A 25,563-nucleotide genomic window follows, 5' to 3' on the forward strand; every position below is an offset into this window, starting at 1 on the left:
TCATTACTGATTATATTCATCTATCACCAATTACCAATTACCCATTACCAAATTATGCAGCGTCAGTTATTTTTAACTCTCTTAAGGCGCTGATGTCAATAGCAATTGATGGACCCATTGTCGAGGATATATACAATGAGCGCCAATAACGACCCTTAGCACCCGAAGGACGGTTACGGTCAATTGACTCTTGTAATGCCTTCAGATTGATTAACAAATCTTCAGGTGAAAAAGCAGTCTTACCAAACATAACATGGACGATCCCAGTCCGATCAGCCCGATATTCTAATTTACCAGCTTTGAACTCAGCGATCGCACTAGCAACATCAAATGTCACTGTTCCCCCCTTGGGTGAAGGCATCAAACCACGTGGACCCAATAATTTACCCAGCTTTGCTACCTGTGGCATCACATCCGGCGTAGCAATCAGCTTATCAAAGTCCATCATGCCTTTCTGAATATCTTCAATGAGTTCTTCAGAACCAGCAATATCAGCACCAGCGTTAGTTGCTTCTGTGACTTTTTCACCTCTAGCGATAACTGCTACCCGGATAATCTGTCCTGTACCCTTAGGTAGTGCCACCGTTGTCCGCAACTGTTGGTCTGTATATTTAGGATCAATTCCTAAACGAATATGAGCTTCAGCAGCTTCAGGAAACTTAGCAGTTGCTGTTTCTTTTAACAAAGCTAATGCTTCTAAGGGTGTATAATCCCTATTTTCTACCTTTTCTAGCAACGCCTGTAAGCGGCGTGATACTTTTTTTGCCATTTTTTTCTCCTGGGGTCATCTCGAAGTCGTGCTTCTCCCCCGATAAAATTTTGTTAATGGTTCAGTTTTGATATACTCACCGACCTGAATGTGCGGTGATTCTTGACACTTTACCAGAACACGCCACAAGTGGTCTTATCGTCCCTCCATGTCCGTTTAAAGTCTCCCAATGCCCTATGGCGACTATAACCAAATTTTAGCATAAAGCCGTCCTGGAAGGACGGGGATTGTGTCCCGTCTTTTTGGTCAGTTGTTATTTACTGTCACCTGTCACCTAATCTGTAACTGTTACGCCCATGTTTTTAGCAGTTCCTTCCACGATATTCATGGCTGCATCAATATCATTGGCGTTGAGGTCAGGAAGCTTGGTTTGAGCAATTTCCCGTAATTGCGTTCTGCTAATGCTACCAACTTTCTTTTTGTTGGGTTCATTTGAGCCTCTTTCAATCTTCGCTGCCTTGCGAATCAATACTGATGCTGGTGGAGTTTTGAGGACAAATGTAAAACTTCTATCTTCATAAACAGAAATTTCTACAGGTATAACCATCCCGGCTTGGTCTGCTGTTTTGGCATTGTACTCTTTGCAGAACATCATGATGTTAACACCATGTTGACCCAACGCAGGACCAACTGGCGGTGCTGGGTTGGCTTTCCCAGCATTCAGGGCCAATTTAATGACCGCTACTACTTTCTTCGCCATTTGTATTTAGCTCTGTTTTTTAACCTGATTAAATTCCAATTCTACTGGTGTATCTCTTCCAAAGATCGAGAGTAGAGCTTTTAGTTTACTCCGTTCTGGGGAAACTTCAATCACCTCACCTTCAAAATCCTTAAATGGACCCGAAAGCACAACTATCTTATCACCTGAAGCCATATCAATTTTGACTACTGGCTCTTGTTCCAAGGCTTGTTTGAATATGCGTTCAACTTCCGAAGGATTCAGGGGAACCGGCTTAACGTGACCACGACCTCTACCGCTACCACGCTTTTGCTCTGCACCCACAAAGTTAATGACATGAGAGGTGTTTCTTACCACTTGCCATGTATCATCACTCATTACCATTCGGACTAGCACATAACCAGGGAAAACCTTTTCTTCTGAAGGTAGCCGTTTACCATCCTTACGGATTTTCACCGTCGGGGTGTGGGGAATTTCCACTTGGATGATTTTGTCGGCGACATCAAAAGTTTGGATACGTTGCTCTAAATTTGTCTTCACCCGTTTCTCACAGCCAGAGGCTACTTGCACTGCATACCAGCGTGCTTCTTTCATCGCTGTTAAGAGTGTTTCCTCTAACTGCAACTCGGAGTTGCGTGGTTCGTCTGTTGCAGAAGTCATCAGAACACCTGTTTTGCTGCCCAAGCGAACAATCCATCGACCAAATATATCAAAGATGCGGAGAGTGTAACCATTAATAGTACAGCGGCAGATTCACTTACCAACTGTTTCCGACTGGGCCAAATCACTTTCTCAAGTTCTTCCTTTGTACCCTGGAAAAAATTGTTTAAGTTAAACCCATTTTCGGTTTCTGGCATCTCTGCTTCATTTTTTTTGGCCACAGTCGTTATACCCCCGTTTCTTAAATAGCCTAACCTTGTGATTTTTAAGGTTTACAGCTTCGGTCTCAATGATCTTGTCATCAGAAAGCTATATTTTAAAAAAATTATACCCGAAATAATTGACGTTTTCTGCCGTTTTGGCATTGACGTTATTGCTTCGGGCAATATTTTTCTTTTTCAGCGCGCCCTGGAGGACTTGAACCCCCGACATCAGGTTTTGGAGACCTGCGTTCTACCAACTGAACTAAGAGCGCACAAGCTTTTCTTTTTACAATTATTGCGCTGAACTTTTTTAGTTTAACGCAATTTCGATTCTAATTGTAACCTATTTTTTTTCTTTTGGCAAGTTAGCGGCGGATGCCGCTTGCAGACTGGGTTTTGTTTATTAATTCACCATTGAGAATCACAAAGGGCGGTCAAATCTTTGTTTAATGCGGGTTGCCTTGCCGACTAGGTTGCGTAGATAGTACAATTTAGCACGTCTAACTTTACCACGACGCAATACTTTAATGCTTTCAACCAAGGGAGAATGAAGCAAAAATACTCTTTCTACACCCACACCTTGGAAAACCTTACGGACTGTAATAGTTTCGTTGATGCCACCATTCCGCATGGCTATAACTACACCTTCGTAAGGTTGCACACGGAATTTATTGCCTTCCTGAATTTTGACTCCGACCTTGATTGTGTCACCGACATAGATATCGGGTAAATCAGATTTCATCTGTTCCGCTTCAATTGAGCGAATAATCTCTTGCGCGTTCATTACTTTTCTGTTTTTTGAAAAAACTCACAATCGTTAATTATAAATCTATAATCGCTTGAGAGTCTAGAAATTTCACTCATTATAAATAAAAACTACTCACAAATTCAAAATGAAGAATTAAAAAACTCTTGCCTGTTCCCTGTTCCCTGTTCCCTGTTGTAAAATAGACAGTGTAAGGATTCAGGGGGAACCAGGTAACTGGTCATAAACGCCTATAGAGACTATCTTTGGCAATGTTCAAGGTTTAAAGTCCAGTCAGCTAAAACAACTCCAGCGACTGTACCACCAGCGGATATCAGGCGATTGTATTACTACAACTGATTTTGCTCAACGTCTGGCAGCAATTAGTACGGAAATTAATCAACCTATTTGTGTTTACATTAACCGTCGCGGACAAGTGATTCGGGTTGGTGTAGGTACTCCGCGTCAAACTCAAATTCCGCCTCTAGAGTTACCCCGTTATGGTGCAGAACGTCTGAGCGGTATTCGTTGTTTATCTACCCATCTTAAGTCAGAACCACCAAATGAAGCAGCCTTGACGGCGATGGCTTTACAAAGGTTGGATGCTTTAGTAGTTTTAAATATTACTGGAGGAGGATTTACAAAGCGTGGTGGTGGTTCAACTGGGTACGTGAAAGAAGCTTATTTAGCGCATCTAGTAGCTAATAGTAAACAATTAGTTGCGACTCAATCTTCTGGCATGATTGTTCCTGATGCTATAATGTGTTCTAATATATCACCGCCGCTGAGTTTAGATGCTTTAGCCGATCAGGACTTTCTCAGCTTAGTGGAAGGTTTAGAAGAAGAATTTAGCCAGGAGTTTGTAGCTCAAGAGGTAGATACTGATCATGATCGGGTGCTAATTGTTGGGGTATTAACAGAAAATACCAATCCGCAACAATTCCAGGACATTATTGTGGAATTAACTCGGTTAGTAGATACGGCTGGTGGTACTGTACTACAAGTATTACAACAAAAGCGATCGCGCATTCATCCCCAAACAGTTATCGGTGAAGGTAAAGTCCAAGAAGCTGCTCTCACAGCGCAAACTCTGGGCGCTAACTTGGTAGTATTTGATCGTGATCTTTCACCCTCCCAAGTTCGCAATTTAGAAGCGCAAATTGGTGTTAGAGTAGTTGACCGTACCGAAGTAATTTTAGATATTTTTGCCCAACGCGCTCAATCTGGTGCAGGTAAATTACAGGTGGAACTGGCGCAGTTAGAGTATATGATGCCACGACTCACTGGTAGAGGTCAATCCATGTCCAGATTAGGAGGTGGTATTGGTACAAGAGGACCTGGTGAAACCAAGCTAGAAACAGAACGCCGAGCTATTCAAAAACGCATTTCTCGACTCCAACAAGAAGTTAATCAATTACAAGCACATCGTTGTAGATTAAGGCAACGGCGACAACATCGAGAAGTTCCTTCGGTGGCGTTGGTGGGTTATACTAATGCTGGTAAATCTACCTTACTCAACGCTCTTACCAACTCAGAAGTATACACCGCTGACCAACTGTTTGCTACCCTTGACCCAACTACGCGGCGGTTAATGCTTCCTCATGCGGAAACGGGCGCACCCCAGGAAACTTTGATGACCGATACTGTAGGGTTTATCCATGAGTTACCCGCATCTTTAGTGGATGCCTTTCGGGCAACTTTGGAGGAGGTAACAGAAGCGGATGCTTTATTGCATTTGGTGGATTTATCTCATCCGGCTTGGTTAAGTCATATTCGCTCAGTGCGGGATATATTAGCACAAATGCCAATTACACCAGGACCAGCGTTAGTGGCTTTTAATAAAATTGATCAAGTTAGTAGTGAAACACTAGCTTTGGCTAGGGAAGAGTTTCCTTTAGCTGTGTTTATTTCTGCTAGTCAGCGGTTAGGACTGGAAACTCTGCGTCAGCGGTTATCTCTATTGATTGAGTACGCTGTTGGTGATGATTAATGATTTTCATGTCCCCGACTTCTTTGACAAGTCGGGGATCTCTCGTTCCCATACTCTGTATGGGAATGAATTTTAGAAGGCTCTGCCTTCAATGATAGCAGAGGCAGAGCCTCTTGAGGGCATTCCCAGTCAAAGACTGGGAACGAGATAAACGAGATAAACGAGATAATAACTCAACCATTCTCTCGTTCCCATACTCTGTATGGGAATGAATTTTAGAAGGCTCTGCCTTCAATGATAGCAGAGGCAGAGCCTCTTGAGGGCATTCCCAGTCAAAGACTGGGAACGAGATAAACGAGATAATAACTCAACCATTTGGGTAATATTTTGGTTCAAATCTAGCAATTATGGTGCGTTACGCTGTCGCTAACACACCCTACATTAGTATTTTAATGATTCTATTTTTATTGCCATTTGTACAATCTGTGTGTTATATTCGTGCAGTAACTATAAATTATTTCTGCAAAATTTTTCCGCCAGAGGCGGAGGGGTTAAGAAGGGAAAAGAAAAAGAAGGGCAGAGGGCAAAAGAGCAAGAGTATAAAGAGCTACAAAGTCCTCGCCGCACTAAAACAGACAACGCGAAAACCGAGAGAGTCGTACCTGCTATCGCGGTCGATGTTGTAGCGGTAGGCAGAACGGCAGTGTGCAGGAAGGTTGAACCACGAAGCACCGCGCAGCAGCTTATGACTTCCGCTTCGACTATTCCAAGCACTGCCATCTGTAGGCGCATTTATATAATTTTCATGCCAGTCATCTTCGCACCATTCCCAGACGTTTCCGTGCATATCGTACAAACCAAAAGGGTTAGGGGGAAAAGTTCCTACATCTGTGGTTTGTTGGCGATATTTGCCTTTTGCGGCGGACTTGTAGGAGTAATTACCATCGTAATTGACTAAATCTGTGGTGATATTGTCACCAAAGGAAAATGCCGTTTTTGTCCCGGCTCTACAAGCATACTCCCATTCGGCTTCACTGGGCAATCTGTAATTTTTTCCTGTCTTTTGATTTAACTTTTTGCAGAATGCAACTGCATCATCCCAACTGACATTTTCAACGGGGCGATTATTGCCTTTGAAGGAAGCGGGATTAGCACCCATGATAGCTTGATATTGTGCCTGTGTCAATTGATATTTGCCTATAAAGAAGCTGGGAACTGTGACTTGATGTTGAGGACTTTCATAACTCAATCTTTCTGCTTCATTTTCCGGTGAACCCATGAGAAAAGTTCCTCCGGGTATGGCTATCATTTCTAATTTGACACCTTTTCCTAAGTCTTCTGTAAATGATGATTGGGGATTGATATTTACGTTAATATTTGCTGGTGGTTTGGGTGGGGTTGTGGGTGTGGGAATAACTATTGTTTTTTGATTCGCTAATGCTGCTAAAACTTCTGCTGCTGAGTCATAACGATAAGCAGGAATATCTTGCAACATGGTTTCTAATACCGTTGTTAATTCTTGACTTAAAGAAACATACTTTTGCCATTGCCATTGCATTTTTCTATTATCAAATAATTCATCTGCACCATCAGCTTCTTGAAAATGTCCTGTCAATAATCTGACACAGGTAACAGCTAAACTATAGAGATCACTACTATGATAAACCATACCCCGAAACTGTTCTGGGGGAGCATATCCAGGAGTACCTGTAATAGTCCCCACTCTAGTTAAAATAGTTCCACTTGTTTCTTTGGAAACGCCAAAATCAATTAGAAATAATTTACCAGTTTTACTCCTAATAATATTTTCTGGTTTGATGTCTCGATGAATGACTTTGTTATCATGAATAAATTGTAAAACTGGTAATAATTCTGTCAGGATATTTCTGATTTGTGGTTCTTTTAATTTACCTTGATTTTCAGATTCTTGTAATAAGTTTTGACCATCAATAAAGTCTTGGACTAAATAAAGTCTACCATCTTGGGGAAAGAAGGCTTCTAAGTCTGGTATTTGGGGATGTTTTCCTAGTTCTTGCAGTCTTTGGGCTTCTTGTTGAAATAATTCGGTGGCTTTTGCTAAAGCCGCACTTCCAGCTTGTTGGGGTAAAAATTGTTTAATGACGCAGGGTGTATTTAATCTTTTTTCATCTATTGCTTGAAATGTTCTGCCAAAACCACCTTCTCCGAGAAATTTAATGGGACGATAACGATCATCTAAAAGGATTTTACTCCCACACTTTTCACAAAAGTTAGTACCCTGGGGATTTTGATGAAGACAGGTGGGGTTAAGGCATTGGCTCATGGTAGATTGTGGGTATTTCTAGGGATGCTTATACTATACTAACATAGTTCTACCAGTAGCTACGGTTAAGAACCCGCCAGGGAATAAATTCCCTGTCTAATAGCTGAATTCCGTTTTAACGGACTATTACCGTAAGGCGTTCGTCAAAAGTCAAAAGTCAAAACGAATATACAATGAGCTTTCCAGTAGTTTGGAATGGTCTATTTATTTCCGCCGACCTGTACTAGGAATTTTTCTAAATGTTTAGTCATCAAAAGACAACTTGCGCTATTAGCAAGGAACTCCAGTTCCTTGCGGAATATAGGTTTTAGGTTAAATCTTCATCAAGGACAGTTCAATGCAGTCCTCTCTAGGCTGTTTAATGCTGACTTCTACACCTGGTCCAAAATATTTGGTCATTTTTTCCTGCTTTTGTTGCCAGGTATCAAAGGTGATGAGTGGTGAATCGAATTCTAGAATTAAGGTATAAGCCCCATTAATTTCGGTTTCTCGTAAACCTGTTACTATTGGTCTTGCGTCATCGGTGGGACTTAAACCTAGATAGGCTAGGGCTACATCTAAATGAGCTTTTTGCCCATAACAGTTGCGGGTGATGTCTTTGCGGATTTTGGTCTGTGTAACTGTTGCTTGTTGCTTTCTGAGTTCGAGGATGGATGGTGTGGTAGTTTGGCTGAAGGGTACAGGTTTAAGTTCATTGGCTTTTAGGGCTAAACCTCCCAGTAATAGGGGAAATCCATAGAAAAATCCCACTAGATTGAGGGTGGCATTATCTACAAAGTAGGCAACAAAACCTGTTATGGTGAGTATAGTACCTATTGTTAAGCCAAGTGTTCCTAAAGAAATTCTGCCGAGCATAATTTGAGATTAGTATAATTTATTTTCATCTTTTATTATCATCGCTGATTGGTGACAAATTGGGAAAGGGGATATGGGGATTTTTACTTTTTGCGTTAACTTTAGATTTGAAGTGTTTCAAAATAGGAAGCAAAAAAATGGATATTCAGACAATTAAAGACCGAATTAGCACTGTTCAAGGTAAACGCGAGCGCTTGCTGAGTTTATTGGAACAACCCAATTTAGGAACTTTAAGAGTTGATGTGAATCAAGCTTTGGAAGAGTTAGATGATTTACTTGATGAGTTTAAACGGACTATTCCTGATACAGGAAATAATTAACCTAAGTTGTTAGAGGATGTTTGAAAAGTCCTTAGCTATGTATCAATAACTTTTAGATCCCCCTAAATCCCCCTTAAAAAGGGGGACTTTGATTCTAGTAGTCTGTCAAATAAATTTTGACGGATAAAGAAGAAATGAACCACGAAGGAAGAAGGAAGAGGAAAAATTTATTTACCCGTCAACTAGTTCTTGACAGACTACTAGTACAGCACGGCGTAAATAAACCAACCATTCTTAATCGCCAAAAAGCTTGCCCAATATTGCTTTTGACTTTTGACTTTTGACTTCCGCCTTGCGGTACTAGGATTTACGCATTGACAAGATTCCCCAAATATGTGACGTAAATTTTATCCCTTGTAGGGTGCGTCAGACACGATATTTTGACAAAAAAAACAGATTCCCTCTATCTGACGCACCCTACTCAATAAGTTATTCCCAAAGCCGAAAACGACGCAATTTCGTTCATTCATATCATGGTAAATTAGTGAGCGTGCGTAAGTCCTAATTACAATACCTTTGGCAAATTAAAAAAAGTCTTGATTCGTAGGTTGGGTTGAGAGATGACACTCAATCAATGTGTTGGGTTGCGCTGTCGCTTAACCCAACCTACAAGGAAGATAAGATTAAGCAGAGTGCAATCTTTATTCAAAAAATGAAGAATAACTACGTTTACTGCCTAATTGTTTAACTAATGTGATGAGTTCTTTTGTGGGAATATCTTTTGTGCAAACTTTATCAAATTGATGTTTAGTTTTGTGATTTTGAAAAGATAATTCATCTATTGAGGAATAAGCCAAAATTTGAGTATTTGGAGATATGACTTTAATGTAATTAGATGCTGTCCAACCATCCATTATCGGCATTTGTAAATCAAGAATTATCACATCAGGTTGATGGCATTTAACCATGTCTATAGCTTCTTGACCATTACTAGCTAAACCAACAACGTACATATTTTCTTGAATAGAAAAAATTAGTTGGAGACTTAAACGAGTGAGTTCATGATCATCAACTACAAGAACGCGCAATTTAGAAAGCTCTTTGGACAACATTAACATTCCAAAAAAATAATAAATATGTATGTTTATAGTTTATGAATGCGAGTTCTAAGTTTACTCTGTCTTATGGGTGAATTTTGGGGGCTAAAAGTTGAATTTTATGCAATTATTGCATAATAATAATGATTTAGCTGATGCACTGATTAGGAAACTGGCATAGGATTATGGGGCATTATCTCCAAAATATGTTATGTGGGGTTTACTAAAAAAGTCTTTTTGTGGGGGATAGGAGTCAGGGGAAAGATGAAGAATTGACAAAAGGGTATGTAAATTCAGATATGCTTAAGCCATGCTTACGCTATGAGAATTTGAGGTGATGATTCACTTTTGCTGCAACTAATGAGAGTCTAATTTATGCCGGCAGACCGTAAAGCCATAGACATAATTGTTTTTTGAGAATTGGCTTCTGGACAGTTATCACCTGGGCATCTTTGGATATAATTGCCATCAGGTTGTAATTCCCAAGCATGACGATTATCTGCTAACATAATCCCTAAGATTTCTTGTAGATCTTTGGCAATTTCTTGGTCTTTGATGGGGGTAATAACTTCGACGCGACGATCTAAGTTACGCCGCATCCAGTCTGCGCTGCCGATATATATTTCTTCTTGGTTATTGTTGTAGAAGTAATATATGCGGGAGTGTTCTAAAAATCGACCGATGATGCTGATAACGCGAATGTTGTCACTGAGATTGGGTAGTCCGGGACGCAAACAACATATTCCCCGAATAATCAGGTCTATTTGGACTCCAGCGCGGGAGGCTTCGTAGAGGGCAACTATTATTTGTGGGTCAACTAGGGCGTTCATTTTGGCAACTATGCGACCGGAAAATCCGTTTTGCACGTTGTCAATTTCCCGTTTAATTAGTTCGAGAAAGCGATCGCGCATATTCACAGGTGCTACCATAATTTCTCGATAGGATTTTTGGCGAGAGTAGCCTGTTAAGAAGTTAAACACATCTGTTAAGTCTGCGCCTAATTCTTCTCGACAACTAAATAAGCCTAAATCTGTATAGAGTCGTGCGGTTTTGGGGTTGTAATTCCCGGTTCCAATGTGGACATAACGGCGCATTCTGTCTTTTTCTCGTCGCACTACCAAGACGATTTTGCTATGGGTTTTCAAACCGACTAAACCATAGACGACATGAACGCCAACTCTTTCTAAACGTCTAGCCCAATAAATGTTATTCTCTTCATCAAATCGGGCTTTTAGTTCGACTAGCACGGAAACTTGTTTACCATTTTCTGCTGCTGCAATTAAAGCATTAACTATGGGTGAGTCTCCAGAAGTCCGGTAGAGAGTCATTTTGATGGCTAGGACGTTGGGATCATGGGCAGCACTAGTAATAAAGCGTACTACTGTACCAGAGAAGGATTGATAGGGATGATGAACTAGCAAATCTTTTTCTCGAATTACGGCAAAAAAGTCTTTTCCTTCTTCTGGTTCGAGAACATCAGCATCAGTACAGGGTTCTCTGAGTCGTTGTAAGCGGGAAGGAACGACGGATTGACGGGGGCGATCTTTAAGTTCTGGTAGTGGTAGTGCCAGAAAATACATTAAATCCCGTAGTGCCAACAGACCATCAACTTCATAAATATCGCTTTCAGTGAGTCCCAAATCTTCTAAGAGACGGGAACGGACTAATGCAGGGGTTTGGGAGCGAATTTCTAACCTGACGGTATTCCCACCCATGCGGCGTTTACGAAGTTCCTGTTCAATGGCTAATAACAGGTCGTCGGCTTCATCTTCTTCTAATTCCAGATCAGCATCGCGGGTAATGCGGAAGGGATGATATTCTTGGATACTCATACCGGGAAAGAGAGATTCTAGGTTATGAGCGATCGCTTGTTCTAAGGGAATCCCTGACCAGGTAGCAATTTTCCCATTGTCTTGGACTCTCAACTCTGGAGGTAATGGCAAAAATCTTGGTAAAACTTGAGGAACTTTAACTCTGGCAAAAAACTCCTCTTCTGTATCAGGATTTTTGACCACCACTGCTAGATTTAAACTGAGATTGGAAATGTGAGGAAAGGGATGACTAGGATCAACAGCAAGAGGAGTCAGAACTGGAAAAATCTGCTCTTCAAAATAGTTATCTAGATAACTTCGCTGTTTTGAGTTCAATTCTATGTAATCCAGGATATAGATTCCCTGTTGGACTAAAAGTGGTTGCAGCGCTTCCTCAAATTCCGCATTGTGTTTTTTGAGTTGAGGATTCAAATGCAAACGAATATCATCTAGTTGTTTCTGTGGTGTCCGTCCATCAGGACTTAATAAATTAACAGTGGCTTCCACCTGTTGCTTTAAACCTGCGACTCGTACCATAAAAAACTCATCCAAATTGGAACTAAAAATGGCTAAAAATTTCAGCCTTTCCAACAGAGGAGTTCTGGGATCACAAGCCTCATGTAAGACCCGATTATTAAATTCTAGCCAACTTAACTCACGGTTGATGTAGTATTGTGGATCACTCAGATTCATGGAAGCAGAATTCTTTTTTGGTTTCGCCATAATCACCTAGATATAGGTAGACATTGTTTATAGAGCGTGAATATCAATATCTTAATTGCTACTGCATAGATTTTTACACTTCTTGATCTAGAAACCTGATTAAGTTTTTTAATTTGATATTTTTAGATAAAATCTTTTAGTTAAAGTGTTTCAATAGAAACAGAGTAATTGATTAAATAATATCAAACATGGATGGGAACCATGAAATCATATTCAGCTTATTTTTTCGCACGGAAGATTTTGATATAGCACAAGCCGGTTTTAGTAAAATAGTTCCCATTGTAGACTCATCCTGGCTGTTGTGTGATTTTTGCAAAGACGACTATCCTCCAGAGGATGAGGTTCTTTGGGGACAAGAATCCATCACTGAATTTAAATCACCAGAACTACGGGAGATCATTTTTGTCTATGGAGATACCTCGGTTGATGGGTTCGTTTATGAACATAGGCTTAATGGGGTATTAGTGCGTAAGTTGGTATGGTTTCCATTACTTAATGATGATTATTGGGAATCTGGTTGGTTGTGTGTTGAGGGTGAATCAGAAGACTGGGAAAAAGCCTTGTTTACTTCAGAAAGTCGGGAACGATTCATGGGGTATGCGCGGGAAAGATACGCAAATGAAGGAAAGGAAACTGATTTCCCGTCCCGATAAACTGAAATTCAAGAAGTAATGACTGGTTATTAATTTTATGTCTATTTACCTGTTTCAAGCTACTCGTCGCCGGTTGGCAATTTGGTACACGGCTATAACGGCAATTTTACTATTATTATTTGCTAGTGGAGTATATTTATATGTTCGCAGTACATTAGTTGAGCGAATTGACGATACATTGTATCATGTTGTGGAAGTTGTCGAGCGTTCTTTAGTAATTGAACCGATAAAATTTCAACCGATTCAATTACGAGTAAATGTAGAAGCTAGTTTTCCTAATAAGTCTGAAAGTGCTGAAGATGATCGGATTGATTTAGAGTGGTTTAGTCCTAATGGTAAATTACTGTGGTCAACTTTTTCGGAAAAATTAGATATTCCTATTCATACTCATCATACAGGTGAAACTGTGCGAATAGAGGGCATGGGAGGATGGGGAGAATCTGCACAGTTATTTAGACAAGTGACAAAAAGGATAGAAGTAGGAAGACAGATTTTAGGTTATTTACGAGTTAGTCATCCTTGGTTTGAGGTAACAAAACCTAGTCGGGAATTAATTTTTGATTTGGCTTTAGGTATTATTTTAATGGTATTCTCAGTGGCTGCCAGTGGTTGGTTTTTATCAGGTAAGGCTATGGAACCTGTGCGAGAATCTTATCAACGCTTAAAACAATTTACTGCTGATGCTTCTCATGAATTAAGAAGTCCGATTGCTTTAATTCAAACTAATGTGCAAATTGCTTTGGCTGATTTGGATGCAGGGGAAGAAGAAAAAAATACGGTTCAATATAAACAACAATTAAAGGTAGTAGAAAGACTTACTCAAAGATTGGGTAAGTTAGTTAATGATTTGCTATTTTTGGCTAGACAAGATAGTGGTATTAATATAGATTTATTTTCATCTTGTCCTCTTGATGCTTTGTTGATGGAAGTTGTAGAAGAACAACAATTTGTAGCTAGAGAAAAACAAATTAATCTAGGTTTGAATTTAGTTGATTCTGCGTTGACGGAAGTTAATCCAGAATTATTAGAAAATTGGTTTAGTCTGACGGGGAATTGGGAGCAATTAGTCAGGTTATTTACAAATTTGATTGGTAATGCTTTGCAATATACTCCACCCCAAGGAGTCATAAAAGTGGAGTTAGAAAGAATAGAGGGGATAAATCGAGTTACAGGAAGGCGTTACACTAATTCTCATTTACAAGTAAAAGTTAGTGATACTGGCACTGGTATTCCTGCGGACGCGCTACCAAAATTATTTGACCGCTTTTATCGAGTTGATCCGGCACGAACTTATAGAGGTGGGAAAACGGCTACAGCCACAACTACTGGTTCAGGATTAGGATTAGCGATCGCTCAAGCCATTATCGAGCATCATCAAGGACAAATTCAAGTAACTAGCAATCTGGGGGAAGGTACTACTTTCACCGTTATTTTGCCAATTTTGTCCCAGGAGTTAGGAGTTAAGAGTTAGGAGTTAGGAGTTAGGAGTTCGGAGGAAGAATAAAATTACCCAATGACCAATGACCAATGACTAATGAACAACCTATCTGATTTTGTTAAGCTATCTTAAGCGAAAGCGTTAGCGATAAGATTCCAATATTCGGACTAGAAGGTAGTAGTGTGCCAAAATATATTCGGTTGATTTCTCTTTTGGTAGCAATCAGTTTATGGAGTTTGCCAAAAGCTGCTCATGCTCAGGCATTCATTCCGCATACAGTACAAATTGATAATGCTCAGTTAGAGAAACAGGGCTTGAACTTAGCCCAGGAAGCGGCTCAATTAGCGCAGTTTCAGCAGCTTGAACCAGCCCTACTGAGAGCGCAATTAGCTGCGAAATTAGCCCCGAAAAATGACAAAGTATGGTGGCTACTGGGAAGTTTACATTTACAAAATCGAGACTTTGATCAAGCAGTTATCTCCTTGAACAAAGCCCAAACCATTAACCCTAAAAATCCTGAAGTGCTGTTTGCATTGGGTTCAGCCAAATTTCAAAAAAAAGATTACCAAGGAGCTATCAGCCATTATCAAGCGGGTTTGAAATTAAAACCCAATTATTCTGGGGGGTTGTTTGATTTGGGTAATGCTTACTTTATGTTACAGAAATTCCCAGAGGCGATCGCTCAATTTAATTTAGCAGTTAACCAAGATAAAAAGTTTTGGCCAGCAATTAACAATATTGGTTTAATCAAATACGAACAAGGCGACATTCCGGGCGCAATTCAGCAATGGCAAACAGCAGTTAGTATTGACAAAAAAGCCGCAGAACCTTTACTAGCTTTAGCCGTAGCATCCTATTATCAGGGCGATAAACGAAAAAGTTTAGAAATGGGAGTATCCGCACTCCGCATAGATTCCCGTTATGCCAATTTAGATTTTCTCAAAGAAAACCTATGGGGCGATCGCCTACTTGCAGACACCAAAAAATTCTTAGAAATACCAGAAATTAAATCAGCCTCACAGCCAAAGGAGGAAATACCCTAATAGGGGGCAGGGGGCAGGGAGCAGGGGGAAAGAATTTGCCAATGACCGATAACCAATGATTAATTACCCAACTATCCTTGTGGCAAAAGAGCCATAATTTGGTCAATAAACAGTTGGTGATCAACCACAGGCTTAGAAATATAACCATCAGCACCACTTTGGTTCAAAAAATTCTCCCGATCGCCTTCCATCGCGTGTGCTGTTACTAAAATCACCGGTAAATTAGCTGTTTGTGGGTCAGACTTTAACATTTGTGTAATTTTGATCCCATCAACAGACTTACCTTGGTATACACTATGTGATAGGGACACATCCATCAAAATCAGGTCAATTTCATGGGATTGAGCTATTTTCATCACCTCATCTACATCTTCTGTATGTTTTACCTCCAACCCCCCACGTTTACTCAGTATTTTAGAAAAAACACGAGCATTAATTAAATCATCTTCAACAATTAGAACAGTTTTCATGAGATTTCATACTAAATAGGGCTAACATCTGATCAACATCTATTGTATTTTTAATAATCCATAAGCATAGATCACATCAAAAATAATACTACTGCTTTTTCTCATCATGAGTATCAAGATTATGTGAGTATTTCTATTTGATCATCCGTTATGCTGTAATTTTAGAGCGTGTTATCTTCTAGCGGCTGTTGTGTAGTGAAAATTCAGGGAAAAACCTCATGGCAAAACAGTTAAACCTTCTCTCCAAGGGACAGGTCATCACCACCGCCCTGCACACCGAAATGCAACGGTCATACCTAGAATATGCCATGAGTGTGATTGTGGGGCGAGCCTTACCAGACGTTCGAGATGGATTAAAACCAGTACATAGGCGCATCTTATATGCTATGCACGAACTGGGTTTAACACCAGATCGACCTTATCGAAAATGCGCCCGTGTGGTGGGAGATGTTCTCGGTAAATATCATCCTCACGGCGATCAATCAGTTTATGATGCCTTAGTTCGGTTAGTCCAAAACTTTTCCAGCCGTTATCCCCTACTTGGTGGACATGGTAACTTTGGTAGCGTGGATAATGATCCACCGGCAGCCATGCGTTACACAGAAACCCGTCTTGCACCTGTAGGACATGAAGGAATGCTGGCGGAAATTGCCGAAGAGACTGTGGAGTTTACTGGCAATTTCGACAATTCTCAACAAGAACCAACCGTACTCCCCGCTCAATTACCATTTTTGTTACTGAATGGTTGTGCGGGAATTGCTGTCGGTATGGCGACAAATATTCCCCCCCACAATTTGGGAGAAATCGTTGATGGCTTAATTGCCTTAATTGACAACCCAGATTTAACCGATGATAAATTATTTCAATTAATTCCCGGTCCAGACTTTCCTACTGGTGGGGAAATTGTTGATCATGGTGGTATTAAAGAAGCTTATACCACTGGTAAAGGTGGTATTGTCATGCGCGGTATCGTCACAATGGAAGAAATTCCCGCCACGAGGGGAACTAAACGCCGCACAGCATTAATAGTCACAGAACTGCCCTTTCAAGTTAATAAAGCTGGATGGATTGAAAAAATCGCCGATTTAGTCAATCAAGGTCGGTTACACGGAATTTCTGACATTCGAGATGAGAGTGACAGGGAGGGAATGCGCGTAGTTATTGAACTCAAACGCGATACTAATCCCCAAGAACTACTCCAGCATTTGTATCACCAAACAGCTTTACAAACCACCTTTGGCGCGATTCTCTTAGCTATAGTTGATGGACAACCCCGTCAATTAACATTACGGCAACTATTACAGGAATTTCTCAAGTTCCGAGAACATACCCTCAATCGTCGCTACAGTTACGAATTAGGAAAAGCCGAAAATCGGGTAAATATCCTAGCAGGATTGTTAAAAGCCTTAGCAAATCTAGATGATGTTATCGCTATATTACGACAAGCCCCCGATGGCAGTACAGCCAAGATGACACTTTGTACCCGCTTAGATTTAACTGAAGTCCAAGCAGATGCCATTTTGTCTATGCCATTACGTCGTCTCACTGGTTTAGAACAGCAAAACTTACAACAGGAATTTGACCAACTTAATCAGGAAATTACCCGATTGCAGACATTGTTGGAAGATAGACGGGAATTACTCAAAGCCCTGAAAAAAGATTTGCGAACTCTCAAACGGAAATATAATGATCCTCGACGGACAAAAATAGTTCACACTACAGAAAAACAAGTTTCTGAAGATAAAGGTAAGGCTAAACAACCAAAAGCAGTAGCCGCAGCAGAAAATTCTCCAGCAAAAATCCCCACTCCTATACCGGAACAACCCCCAGAAGAAACCATTTTAGAAGTTACTCAACGGGGTTATATCCGGCGGATTTCCCCCAACAGTAAAAAAACAAAAGGGGAAAATGGGTTGCTGGATCATGATTTCCTGATCCAAACTGAATTAACTAATACTCACAAAGACCTGTTAATCCTCACCAGCGGTGGTAAAGTCTACCCGATTACGGTGGGAGATATTCCCCTAACTACTGGACGTTCAGCGCGAGGAACGCCATTGATTACGATGCTTACCAGTACCGCCCAAGGTAACACGGAAGGTATCATTACCCGGTTTTTGCTGCCAGAAAAACCCGAAACGTTGGAAATGGTTTTGTTAACTAAGGAAGGACGGATTAAACGCTTATCTTTATCGGAATTTGTGAATCTCTCACGGCGCGGAATTACAATTTTGAAGCTTAAAGACAAGGACGAATTGGCGTTTACCCAATTCCTCAGCAGCGGAGAACATTTAATTTTAGCGAGTTCTAGCGGTAGGCTACTCAGGTTTCCGGTTAATGATGAACAATTACCGATTATGGGTCGGGCTGCGATGGGCTTGCAAGCTTTCCGCCTTTTGAAAAATCAGCAGATGGTTGGTTGTGTCAATGTCAGCAAATATAACCAATTATTGTTAGTGACTGAGGAAGGATATGGCAAAATTATGGCTGCAAATCAATTGAGGGCGGCGAATCGGGGGGATTTAGGCATACAACTTTTGAAATTTAATAATAAAACGGACAATTTAGCGGCTATGGTTCCCGCAAAACCAGGTTCAGAGGTCGCATTATTAACAAATAAGGAGCGAGTAATTCGCGTATCGGTAGATGCAGTTCCTAATCTCAATAAAGATAGTAAGGGTGAAAGTATTTGTCAACTCAACAGGGATGAGAGGATTGTCAGTGTGGTGGAAGTAGAGTAGGGTTTTGACTGAGATATAAGAAACCCACCCCCAACCCCCTCCCCGCAAGCGAGGAGGGGGTTATGATCTAATTTATAGGAATCAGATTTGATTTTCCTATCTCTTACAGACAGAGTAACGCATCCTACAATACTCTTCTTCCTTGTTCTTTTAACCTACCTTCCGCACCCTAAACTGTCACACAACGAAAATTAGTCGTTTGGAGATTTGGTTTTAGCGAACTGCTTGCAGCAGCGCTTCGCTATCGCCTACCAATATTTCTTGGTTTTGGTACAAAATACAACATTAAATGGGGATAAAAATCAGAAAAAACCGATTGTGACACCGGGGGGTGCGGAATGTGGGATAAAAGCTATTTTAAACAAAGAAAAAGCATTAACTTTAAATCAAATTCAACAATTAGCAGAACGTTTTCATGTAAACATTAAAGTCTTTTTAAATTAGCATCCAAGTTATTAGACTAGGGCATAAACTCGATTCGTGGTACAGTAGAAATATCATAAACTCAAGAGCGATCGCTCATTGAAGTTCTCCAAAAGAGGTGATTGGTAATTGGTGATTTTCCCCTATCCCATATCACCCTAATTATTACGCAGAAACAGAAATTTCCGATTGATAGCAAATACCCGCTTCCTTGAATCTTTGTAAAACTTCACCCAAGCGATCGCAATCTGCAATTAAACTAATTCTCACATAGCCTTCACCACCCACACCAAAGGCATTTCCAGGAGTCAAAACCACCCCAGTTTGCTGTAAAATATTCAAAGCAAAGTCTGTAGAATTCATCCCCACTGGACATTTTATCCACAAATACATAGTTGCTTCAGTTTTGGGAATATTCCACCCCAATTTACCCAAACCAGCAATTAAAAAATCTCGTCGAGTGCGGTAACGTTGCTGAACTTCATGTAAATAAGAATCAGGGAGACTAAGGGCAGTTTCTGCTGCTGTTTGCAACGCCGAAAAAATGCCATAATCTAAATTGGTTTTCAGTGTCCGCAAACCTTGGATAACATGACGATTTCCGACTACAAACCCGACGCGCCAACCTGCCATATTATAGGTTTTAGATAAAGTGTGAAACTCTACACCTATATCCTTTGCACCAGGAATTTCTAACAAGCTAGTGGGTTGATAACCATCAAAAGCTAATTCGGCGTAACATAAATCATGGACTAAAAGGATTTCATACTTCCGTGCAAAAGCGACAATTTCTTCAAAAAATTCGCGGGGGGCGGTAGCTGCGGTAGGATTACTGGGATAATTGAAATAGAGGATTTTAGCTTTTCTGGCTACTTCGTCAGGAATAGCCGCTAAATCAATTAACCAGTTGTTTTCTTCCTTGAGAATTAAATTATGGATAACTCCCCCAGCAATAATCGGACCACGAAAATGCACAGGGTAAGATGGTGAAGGTACTAATACAGTATCACCAGGATTAATGTAGGCGATCGCTAAATGTCCCAAACCTTCCTTAGAACCAAGTAAAGGTAAAGCCTCACTATCTGGATCAAGGGTAACACCATAACGGCGATGATACCATTGAGTAATCGCCCTACGGAAACTAGCCGTCCCTTCAAACGGCGGATAACCGTGATTAGCGGGATTTTGCAAAGCTGCCATAGCTGCTTCAATCACTGGTTGGGGAGTGGGTCCATCAGGATTACCCATTCCCAAGTCAATTAGATCTAACCCTTGTTCTCTAGCCTTAGCCTTTAATTCATCCAAACGAGCAAATACATAAGGCGGCAATTTTTGTATCCGTTCTGCGGGAGACATCCAACTCAAACTCATTCCTTCACCTCGTCACTTATTCCCCTGGTGGAAACACGATTAACATCTATTGGTGCAGTGGTAGAAACCATTGCAGCCATCAATTGTTCCAACGCTACATTAAACGGTAAACGGTGGATATCAGAATTAGGTTCTAAACTAATTTCCGCTGCTGTTTGTAACTCACCTAGAGTGATATTACCTAATCCCAAATCTGCTAATTTTTGGGGTAGTCCAATCTCTGCATAGAACTTCAACAATTGTTGTCTTGCTGACGCTGCTAATTGATTTCCCTGGATCATTTCTTCTAACCGCAGTTGTACCAGGATACCATAAGCGACCTTTTCCCCGTGAATACTCTCATGTCTAGAAATATGGGTTAAGCCATTATGAACTGCATGGGCGGCAACCGTGCGACATTGCGCCCCACCAAGTCCGCCAATTACCCCAGCTAGAAGTACAGTTGCGTCTACAACTTCCTGCCAAACTTCGCTACCTGGGGATTGTAAAGCAGCGGCAGACTTTTGCAATAAGATATCGCGTAAAACTCGTGCTTGTTGAACTGCGGCAATAATCAGAGTTTGCTGTAAATGTCCACTACTCACTGAAGCTTCATACCATTTAGCGATCGCATCCCCAATTCCTGCTATTAATGTTCTTTGAGGTGCAGTCTGAACCAAATTATAATCCAAAATTAGCAAATCAGGACAGCGAGACAAAGCCACATCATACAAAAACGCCCCTGTCGCCGAATAGACATTAGAAAGGGCAGTCCAAGCCGCACAGGTACCCCCAGAAGTGGGAATTGTCACAACTGGTAATGTCAATTGGTGGGCGACTAATTTAGCCGTATCTAGGGCTTTACCACCACCAATGCCGATAATCATATCAGCTTTATGTTCCTTAACGGCTTTGCGTAAAGTCTTTAAACTAACTTCACAACAATCAGCACCATAAGAAACCAAAATAGGATGCAATTCTGGAAATTGGAAAAGAGGTTGTAAACTCTCTTGACTCAGATTAAGAGTCTGATTTCCAGCAATAATTAAGGGACGAGTTCCCAAATTAGCGACTTCGCCCGCAACTGTTGACAATACCCCTGCACCGCGAATTACTTTCCCAGGGGCAACAGAAAGGCTGAAAAATGAACTAGAGGTTTGAGTGGACAAAGTTTCAGTAGAATGTTGATTAGGCATGATCGTTAAGTAGGTGGGCGTTAAAAATTGTCGTTGGGGCAAGGGAACAGGGAACAGGAAGAGAGTTTTGAGTGATTTTACTTTTCTTCACATACCTTTAAATTTTTCTGTTCACCTACTTATTTGGCCAAAACTATTGATATTTCTTAATCAAATTTTAAAATAATCTTTATTGTATGATAGATGACCAAAAAATGTGCAAATCAGGAATCAGGAAGTAGGGGACTAGGACCTGCGCCCTGTCAGGAGTCAGGAGGAAGAACATTTTTCTCCTATTCCCTCTTAACTATCCTGTCACCTGTCACCTATGAAGCAGTGGGTTTTGGTAAGGAAGCAAACTTGTCTAAATAAACTTCTACCGCCATTTCTGGGTCTTCCCGACTCACCAAAGTCCGATTTACTTGACCCAAGTACACAGGTACAGATAAACCTATTTCTGGGTGGATAATAGTGCGGGCGCGGACTATTAATTGCTTATCACCACCAGTACCTAAGCGACCATAGGAATAAAGGTTACTAGCTGCTTGACGTAAAGTGGCTTCTAATTCTGTGGGAGTGATTTGTGGTGCGATCGCAATTACTGTTTGGTTAGAACCATTATCATAAACTAGAGTATACTTGGCAGCGCCGGGAATAACTGTGCGACTCAGGGGAACGAGGGAAAGTGAAAATAATCCCCCTGTCAATACCAGCATAAAGCCAGTTGCACCCACCAATCGAAAGCGAAAGCCCCATTTTAAAATGAAAGCCAAGATTGTCAGGACGGCAAAAGCTATTGTTGCAATACCTGACCATTGGGTATATTCGAGAAAATTAGCGGTACTAGGCATAAGGTTTTAATTACGAACAATTACTATTTTAACTATCGGCAACACCAGATTTTTACACAAAAACAAAAAAACGCCCCCCGTAATTGGAGAGCGTTTTTTATTTAGCTAAACTTATTAACCGTTGATTGCAGGAGCGCTTAAAGCAACAGGAGCAACATCGGCAGCAGCCAAGTCTAGGGGGAAGTTGTGAGCGTTACGCTCGTGCATTACTTCCATACCTAAGTTAGCGCGGTTGATTACATCAGCCCAAGTAGCGACTACGCGACCTTGAGAATCCATGATGGATTGGTTGAAGTTGAAACCGTTCAAGTTGAACGCCATTGTGCTGATACCCAAAGCTGTGAACCAGATACCAATTACAGGCCATGCAGCTAGTAAGAAGTGTAGTTGACGGCTGTTGTTGAAGGAAGCGTATTGGAAAATCAAGCGACCGAAGTAACCGTGAGCAGCAACGATGTTATAGGTTTCTTCTTCTTGACCGAATTTGTAACCGTAGTTTTGTGATTCGTTTTCGGTTGTTTCCTTAACTAAGGAAGAAGTAACCAAAGAACCGTGCATTGCGGAGAACAAAGAACCACCGAATACACCAGCTACACCTAACATATGGAAGGGGTGCATCAAGATGTTGTGTTCAGCTTGGAACACGATCATGAAGTTGAATGTTCCAGAGATACCTAAAGGCATACCGTCAGAGAATGAACCTTGACCGATTGGGTAGATCAAGAATACTGCGGTTGCTGCTGCTACAGGAGCAGAGAATGCTAGGCAAATCCAAGGACGCATACCTAAGCGGTAAGAAAGTTCCCATTCACGACCGAGGTAGCAGAATACGCCGATCAGGAAGTGGAACACTACCAATTGGTAAGGACCGCCGTTGTATAACCACTCGTCTAAGGAAGCAGCTTCCCAAATTGGGTAGAAGTGTAAACCGATGGCGTTAGAGGAAGGAACTACTGCACCGGAAATAATGTTGTTTCCGTAGAGTAATGAACCTGCAACTGGTTCGCGGATACCATCAATGTCTACAGGAGGAGCAGCGATGAATGCAATTACGAAGCAAGCGATCGCAGATAGTAGGGTGGGGATCATGATTACGCCGAACCAGCCGATGTATAAACGGTTGTCGGTGCTTGTGATCCACTCACAGAAGCGGCTCCATACGTTAGCACTTTCGCGCTGTTGTAAGGTGGTTGTCATGTGTTTATAATTGCGTTTTAGTTATGTATGTTTTGGTAGGTGTTTCTACCTCATGAATTTATATTAATCCCTATGTTTCGATTTGTAAAGGGGTTTTCGTAATATTTTTTGATAAATCTCAAAAGTTGGGTCATCTTTATGGCTATAAACTAGATGTAGTCGGCTTTTTAAGCATTAATCTTTTTTGGTAACAAATTCTAATTTTCTTGTAAGCTACTACCTTATTCCTGAAATTTTGGGAGCAAGCCCTTTACCCCTACTGTATATGTCGCTATCTGGTCAAAATATTGTTACCTACAGTCCTGCTTATACTATTGTCCCGACTTATGAATGCTTTAACCGCTGTTCCTATTGCAATTTCCGCACAGAACCGGGTAAAAGTCCTTGGTTGACCCTTGAGGCTGCTAAAGAGATTTTTTTACAACTTAAAAATCAAAATGTCTGTGAAATCCTGATTTTGAGTGGTGAAGTCCATCCCCATTCAGCTAGAAGGGAAGCTTGGTTTGAGCGAATTTATGATTTGTGTGCGTTAGCGTTAGCAATGGGATTTTTACCCCATACCAACGTTGGTCCATTGAGTTGGACAGAAATGCAGAAACTTAAAACTGTGAATGTGTCAATGGGGTTAATGCTGGAACAATTGACACCAAAACTATTAAATACAGTCCATCGTCACGCACCGAGTAAATTGCCAGAAGTGCGATCGCAACAATTACAATGGGCAGGAGATCTAAAAATCCCCTTCACCACAGGATTACTTTTAGGAATAGGAGAAACAGACGCAGATTGGTGGGAGACTTTAACCGCTATTTCCGAATCTCATGCACATTACCATCATATTCAAGAGGTAATTCTTCAACCCCACAGCCCCGGAACTGTGCAAACCTTTGACGCACCACCATTTGATCCCCATCAATTACCGACAGTTATCGCTAAAGCGCGGGAAATTTTACCAGCAGACATGACAATTCAGATTCCCCCCAATTTAGTTGAAGATGAAAATTGGTTACTTGCTTGTATAGCCGCTGGAGCGAGGGATTTAGGAGGAATAAGTCCCAAAGATGAAGTTAATCCTGATTATCCCCATTTACAGGAACAGGAACTCAGAAACATTTTAGAGTCTAGAGGCTGGGAGTTAGTACCACGTTTACCACTGTATCCCCAGTTTGACGAATGGTTGGGTGCAGGGTTACAACAGCAGGTACAAGAATGGCGAGAAAGATTTAAGCTCTAGCCCTGTTCATGAAAAAATAGCGACACAGTACGATAAAAGTAACATTAAATATGCTAATTAATCTAATGTATTTACACTGTAAACAAACATGACCACTAGTATATCCTCTAGGACATCCTTCTTGCTTCAGTTAATAGGTATCATCTGCATATTGTGTTTTTCTCTGGACTTTCTATTTTTATTATTCCCTTTACAACTTACAGATAAACTCTGGCAAATTAACCTGTGCAGAAGTCTTGTAGATCAGGGTATTGTACCATTGCTTGGTCTAGGAGCGATTCTAACTGCATACTGGGTTGATAGATCTAGTGAAAGTGGTCGTTCCTCGTCCTCTGGTCTAAAATTGCCAATTTTTATCCTATCTAGTTTGTTAGGACTAATATTTTTGCTGATTTTTCCCCTACATCTAAGTAACGTTAATCAAGTAAAGGCAGAGGGGTTAACACGGATTGAGAAAGAAGCGGAACAGTCAGAAAACCAAGTTAAAAGTCAATTAGCACAACTCCAAAATCAACTTGGTAATGATCAGGTAAAAGCATCTGTAGAGAAACAACGCGCTGCATTAAAAGAGCAACTCAGAACCCAGCTAAATGAACTAGTTAAGGATGAACAAAAGTATAATCAGGCACTTAATAATAACCAATTACCAGAGGCGCAGAAGGATTTACTGAAGCAGTATAAAACAAATCTTAACTCTCTTGATAATTTCATCGCCCAGCAAACAGACCCTGAACAACTAGCAAAGCAGAGAATTAGCCAAATTCAGACTCAAGCACAACAACAGTTGGAAAAAACTCAGGAAGATGCCTGGAAGGAATTGCGAACTGGTATTAATAGTTTATTGTTGTCAATTGGTTACATCGTCATCGGGTGGAGAGGATTAAGAGGTATGGGTGTTTCCAAAAGTGGTTCTAGAGGGAGCAAATGAGTCTATTTTATTCTCGTGAGCCTCAT

The 25,563-nt window shown here is 40.9% G+C and carries 23 protein-coding genes and 1 tRNA gene; 9 read left to right on the top strand and 15 right to left on the bottom strand.

Annotated features, from left to right (window positions below):
- Positions 1–52: 52 nt before the first annotated feature.
- From rplA to rplS, 6 genes are all read right to left on the bottom strand, one after another.
- Positions 53–769: a 50S ribosomal protein L1 gene (rplA, locus tag CA730_RS07290; RefSeq protein WP_096665700.1), complete on the bottom strand. Its 717-nt coding sequence runs from the start codon at positions 767–769 to the stop codon at positions 53–55.
- A 274-nt stretch (positions 770–1,043) separates the two neighbouring features.
- On the bottom strand, positions 1,044–1,469 hold the full coding sequence (gene rplK / locus CA730_RS07295) for a 50S ribosomal protein L11 (RefSeq protein ID WP_027404878.1): 426 nt from the start codon (positions 1,467–1,469) through the stop codon (positions 1,044–1,046).
- A gap of 6 nt (positions 1,470–1,475) precedes the next feature.
- Positions 1,476–2,108, bottom strand: coding sequence for a transcription termination/antitermination protein NusG (gene nusG, locus CA730_RS07300; RefSeq protein WP_027404879.1), 633 nt, complete (start codon positions 2,106–2,108; stop codon positions 1,476–1,478).
- On the bottom strand, positions 2,108–2,329 hold the full coding sequence (gene secE, locus CA730_RS07305) for a preprotein translocase subunit SecE (RefSeq protein WP_015078220.1): 222 nt from the start codon (positions 2,327–2,329) through the stop codon (positions 2,108–2,110). The genes nusG and secE overlap by 1 nt, the downstream gene beginning before the upstream one ends.
- Positions 2,330–2,510: 181 nt before the next feature.
- A tRNA-Trp gene (locus tag CA730_RS07310) sits at positions 2,511–2,583 on the bottom strand.
- 149 nt (positions 2,584–2,732) lie between these two features.
- Positions 2,733–3,095, bottom strand: coding sequence for a 50S ribosomal protein L19 (gene rplS / locus CA730_RS07315; RefSeq protein WP_096665703.1), 363 nt, complete (start codon positions 3,093–3,095; stop codon positions 2,733–2,735).
- A gap of 214 nt (positions 3,096–3,309) precedes the next feature.
- Between rplS and hflX the strand changes: the two genes are divergently transcribed.
- Entirely contained in the window at positions 3,310–5,046 is a 1,737-nt protein-coding gene (gene hflX / locus CA730_RS07320; protein WP_096665706.1) for a GTPase HflX, read from the top strand.
- 547 nt (positions 5,047–5,593) lie between these two features.
- Here the strand turns inward: hflX and CA730_RS07325 are convergent.
- Both CA730_RS07325 and CA730_RS07330 read right to left on the bottom strand, forming a co-directional pair.
- Positions 5,594–7,288 carry a bifunctional serine/threonine-protein kinase/formylglycine-generating enzyme family protein gene (locus CA730_RS07325; RefSeq protein ID WP_096665710.1) on the bottom strand — a complete coding sequence of 565 codons (1,695 nt, stop codon included), beginning with the start codon at positions 7,286–7,288 and terminating at the stop codon, positions 5,594–5,596.
- Positions 7,289–7,600: 312 nt separating this feature from the next.
- A complete protein-coding gene (locus tag CA730_RS07330) occupies positions 7,601–8,143 on the bottom strand; it encodes a DUF2854 domain-containing protein (RefSeq protein ID WP_096665713.1) in 543 nt (180 codons plus the stop codon).
- 137 nt (positions 8,144–8,280) lie between these two features.
- Here CA730_RS07330 and CA730_RS07335 point away from each other — a divergent pair, with 137 nt between their 5' ends.
- Positions 8,281–8,463: a hypothetical protein gene (locus CA730_RS07335; RefSeq protein ID WP_096665716.1), complete on the top strand. Its 183-nt coding sequence runs from the start codon at positions 8,281–8,283 to the stop codon at positions 8,461–8,463.
- 641 nt (positions 8,464–9,104) lie between these two features.
- Here the strand turns inward: CA730_RS07335 and CA730_RS07340 are convergent.
- Both CA730_RS07340 and ppk1 read right to left on the bottom strand, forming a co-directional pair.
- Positions 9,105–9,521 (bottom strand): response regulator, encoded by a 417-nt coding sequence (locus tag CA730_RS07340; RefSeq protein ID WP_096665718.1) that lies wholly within the window; start codon positions 9,519–9,521, stop codon positions 9,105–9,107.
- Positions 9,522–9,868: 347 nt separating this feature from the next.
- Entirely contained in the window at positions 9,869–12,034 is a 2,166-nt protein-coding gene (gene ppk1 / locus CA730_RS07345) for a polyphosphate kinase 1 (protein WP_096665721.1), read from the bottom strand.
- Between the two features lie 188 nt (positions 12,035–12,222).
- Between ppk1 and CA730_RS07350 the strand changes: the two genes are divergently transcribed.
- The 3 genes from CA730_RS07350 (at position 12,223) to CA730_RS07360 (ending at position 15,168) form a co-directional block, all read left to right on the top strand.
- Positions 12,223–12,687, top strand: coding sequence for a hypothetical protein (locus CA730_RS07350; protein ID WP_096665724.1), 465 nt, complete (start codon positions 12,223–12,225; stop codon positions 12,685–12,687).
- Positions 12,688–12,736: 49 nt separating this feature from the next.
- Positions 12,737–14,158 (top strand): sensor histidine kinase, encoded by a 1,422-nt coding sequence (locus tag CA730_RS07355; RefSeq protein WP_096671348.1) that lies wholly within the window; start codon positions 12,737–12,739, stop codon positions 14,156–14,158.
- Between the two features lie 149 nt (positions 14,159–14,307).
- Entirely contained in the window at positions 14,308–15,168 is an 861-nt protein-coding gene (locus CA730_RS07360) for a tetratricopeptide repeat protein (protein ID WP_096665727.1), read from the top strand.
- A 71-nt stretch (positions 15,169–15,239) separates the two neighbouring features.
- Here CA730_RS07360 and CA730_RS07365 read toward each other — a convergent pair whose 3' ends face one another.
- The gene (locus CA730_RS07365) at positions 15,240–15,638 is read right to left on the bottom strand and encodes a response regulator (RefSeq protein WP_096665730.1); all 399 of its coding nucleotides are present in this window, start codon (positions 15,636–15,638) and stop codon (positions 15,240–15,242) included.
- Positions 15,639–15,856: 218 nt separating this feature from the next.
- Here CA730_RS07365 and CA730_RS07370 point away from each other — a divergent pair, with 218 nt between their 5' ends.
- Positions 15,857–18,379 (top strand): DNA gyrase/topoisomerase IV subunit A, encoded by a 2,523-nt coding sequence (locus CA730_RS07370; protein WP_096665733.1) that lies wholly within the window; start codon positions 15,857–15,859, stop codon positions 18,377–18,379.
- Positions 18,380–18,604: 225 nt separating this feature from the next.
- On the top strand, positions 18,605–18,823 hold the full coding sequence (locus tag CA730_RS07375) for a hypothetical protein (protein ID WP_096665736.1): 219 nt from the start codon (positions 18,605–18,607) through the stop codon (positions 18,821–18,823).
- 144 nt (positions 18,824–18,967) lie between these two features.
- Here the strand turns inward: CA730_RS07375 and CA730_RS07380 are convergent, their stop codons facing one another.
- The 4 genes from CA730_RS07380 to psbA all read right to left on the bottom strand — a co-directional run bounded on the left by CA730_RS07380 (position 18,968) and on the right by psbA (position 23,375).
- Entirely contained in the window at positions 18,968–20,173 is a 1,206-nt protein-coding gene (locus CA730_RS07380; protein WP_096665739.1) for an aspartate aminotransferase, read from the bottom strand.
- Positions 20,170–21,348 (bottom strand): iron-containing alcohol dehydrogenase family protein, encoded by a 1,179-nt coding sequence (locus CA730_RS07385; RefSeq protein WP_096665742.1) that lies wholly within the window; start codon positions 21,346–21,348, stop codon positions 20,170–20,172. The genes CA730_RS07380 and CA730_RS07385 overlap by 4 nt, the downstream gene beginning before the upstream one ends.
- Before the next feature lie 305 nt (positions 21,349–21,653).
- Complete coding sequence (locus CA730_RS07390) at positions 21,654–22,178, bottom strand: Ycf51 family protein (RefSeq protein ID WP_096665746.1); 525 nt, start codon at positions 22,176–22,178, stop codon at positions 21,654–21,656.
- A 114-nt stretch (positions 22,179–22,292) separates the two neighbouring features.
- Positions 22,293–23,375: a photosystem II q(b) protein gene (gene psbA / locus CA730_RS07395; protein WP_027404089.1), complete on the bottom strand. Its 1,083-nt coding sequence runs from the start codon at positions 23,373–23,375 to the stop codon at positions 22,293–22,295.
- A 265-nt stretch (positions 23,376–23,640) separates the two neighbouring features.
- Here psbA and cofG point away from each other — a divergent pair, with 265 nt between their 5' ends.
- Positions 23,641–24,609, top strand: a complete 969-nt coding sequence (cofG, locus tag CA730_RS07400) for a 7,8-didemethyl-8-hydroxy-5-deazariboflavin synthase subunit CofG (RefSeq protein ID WP_096665749.1) — start codon at positions 23,641–23,643, stop codon at positions 24,607–24,609.
- A gap of 88 nt (positions 24,610–24,697) precedes the next feature.
- A complete protein-coding gene (hpsJ-B, locus tag CA730_RS07405; RefSeq protein WP_096665752.1) occupies positions 24,698–25,537 on the top strand; it encodes a hormogonium polysaccharide biosynthesis protein HpsJ in 840 nt (279 codons plus the stop codon).
- Positions 25,538–25,563 lie beyond the last annotated feature (26 nt).

Source organism: Dolichospermum compactum NIES-806 (assembly GCF_002368115.1).
GTDB classification, from domain to species: Bacteria; Cyanobacteriota; Cyanobacteriia; order Cyanobacteriales; family Nostocaceae; genus Dolichospermum; species Dolichospermum compactum.

Bases quoted from the DNA above. Each gene is read 5' to 3' on its own strand.
- rplA (WP_096665700.1), bottom strand. From the start codon at position 769: ATGGCAAAAAAAGTATCACGCCGCTTACAGGCGTTGCTAGAAAAGGTA.
- rplK (WP_027404878.1), bottom strand. From the start codon at position 1,469: ATGGCGAAGAAAGTAGTAGCGGTCATTAAATTGGCCCTGAATGCTGGG.
- nusG (WP_027404879.1), bottom strand. From the start codon at position 2,108: ATGACTTCTGCAACAGACGAACCACGCAACTCCGAGTTGCAGTTAGAG.
- rplS (WP_096665703.1), bottom strand. From the start codon at position 3,095: ATGAACGCGCAAGAGATTATTCGCTCAATTGAAGCGGAACAGATGAAA.
- CA730_RS07325 (WP_096665710.1), bottom strand. From the start codon at position 7,288: ATGAGCCAATGCCTTAACCCCACCTGTCTTCATCAAAATCCCCAGGGT.
- CA730_RS07330 (WP_096665713.1), bottom strand. From the start codon at position 8,143: ATGCTCGGCAGAATTTCTTTAGGAACACTTGGCTTAACAATAGGTACT.
- CA730_RS07335 (WP_096665716.1), top strand. From the start codon at position 8,281: ATGGATATTCAGACAATTAAAGACCGAATTAGCACTGTTCAAGGTAAA.
- CA730_RS07340 (WP_096665718.1), bottom strand. From the start codon at position 9,521: ATGTTAATGTTGTCCAAAGAGCTTTCTAAATTGCGCGTTCTTGTAGTT.
- ppk1 (WP_096665721.1), bottom strand. From the start codon at position 12,034: ATGGCGAAACCAAAAAAGAATTCTGCTTCCATGAATCTGAGTGATCCA.
- CA730_RS07350 (WP_096665724.1), top strand. From the start codon at position 12,223: ATGGATGGGAACCATGAAATCATATTCAGCTTATTTTTTCGCACGGAA.
- CA730_RS07365 (WP_096665730.1), bottom strand. From the start codon at position 15,638: ATGAAAACTGTTCTAATTGTTGAAGATGATTTAATTAATGCTCGTGTT.
- CA730_RS07370 (WP_096665733.1), top strand. From the start codon at position 15,857: ATGGCAAAACAGTTAAACCTTCTCTCCAAGGGACAGGTCATCACCACC.
- CA730_RS07380 (WP_096665739.1), bottom strand. From the start codon at position 20,173: ATGAGTTTGAGTTGGATGTCTCCCGCAGAACGGATACAAAAATTGCCG.
- CA730_RS07385 (WP_096665742.1), bottom strand. From the start codon at position 21,348: ATGCCTAATCAACATTCTACTGAAACTTTGTCCACTCAAACCTCTAGT.
- CA730_RS07390 (WP_096665746.1), bottom strand. From the start codon at position 22,178: ATGCCTAGTACCGCTAATTTTCTCGAATATACCCAATGGTCAGGTATT.
- psbA (WP_027404089.1), bottom strand. From the start codon at position 23,375: ATGACAACCACCTTACAACAGCGCGAAAGTGCTAACGTATGGAGCCGC.
- cofG (WP_096665749.1), top strand. From the start codon at position 23,641: ATGTCGCTATCTGGTCAAAATATTGTTACCTACAGTCCTGCTTATACT.
- hpsJ-B (WP_096665752.1), top strand. From the start codon at position 24,698: ATGACCACTAGTATATCCTCTAGGACATCCTTCTTGCTTCAGTTAATA.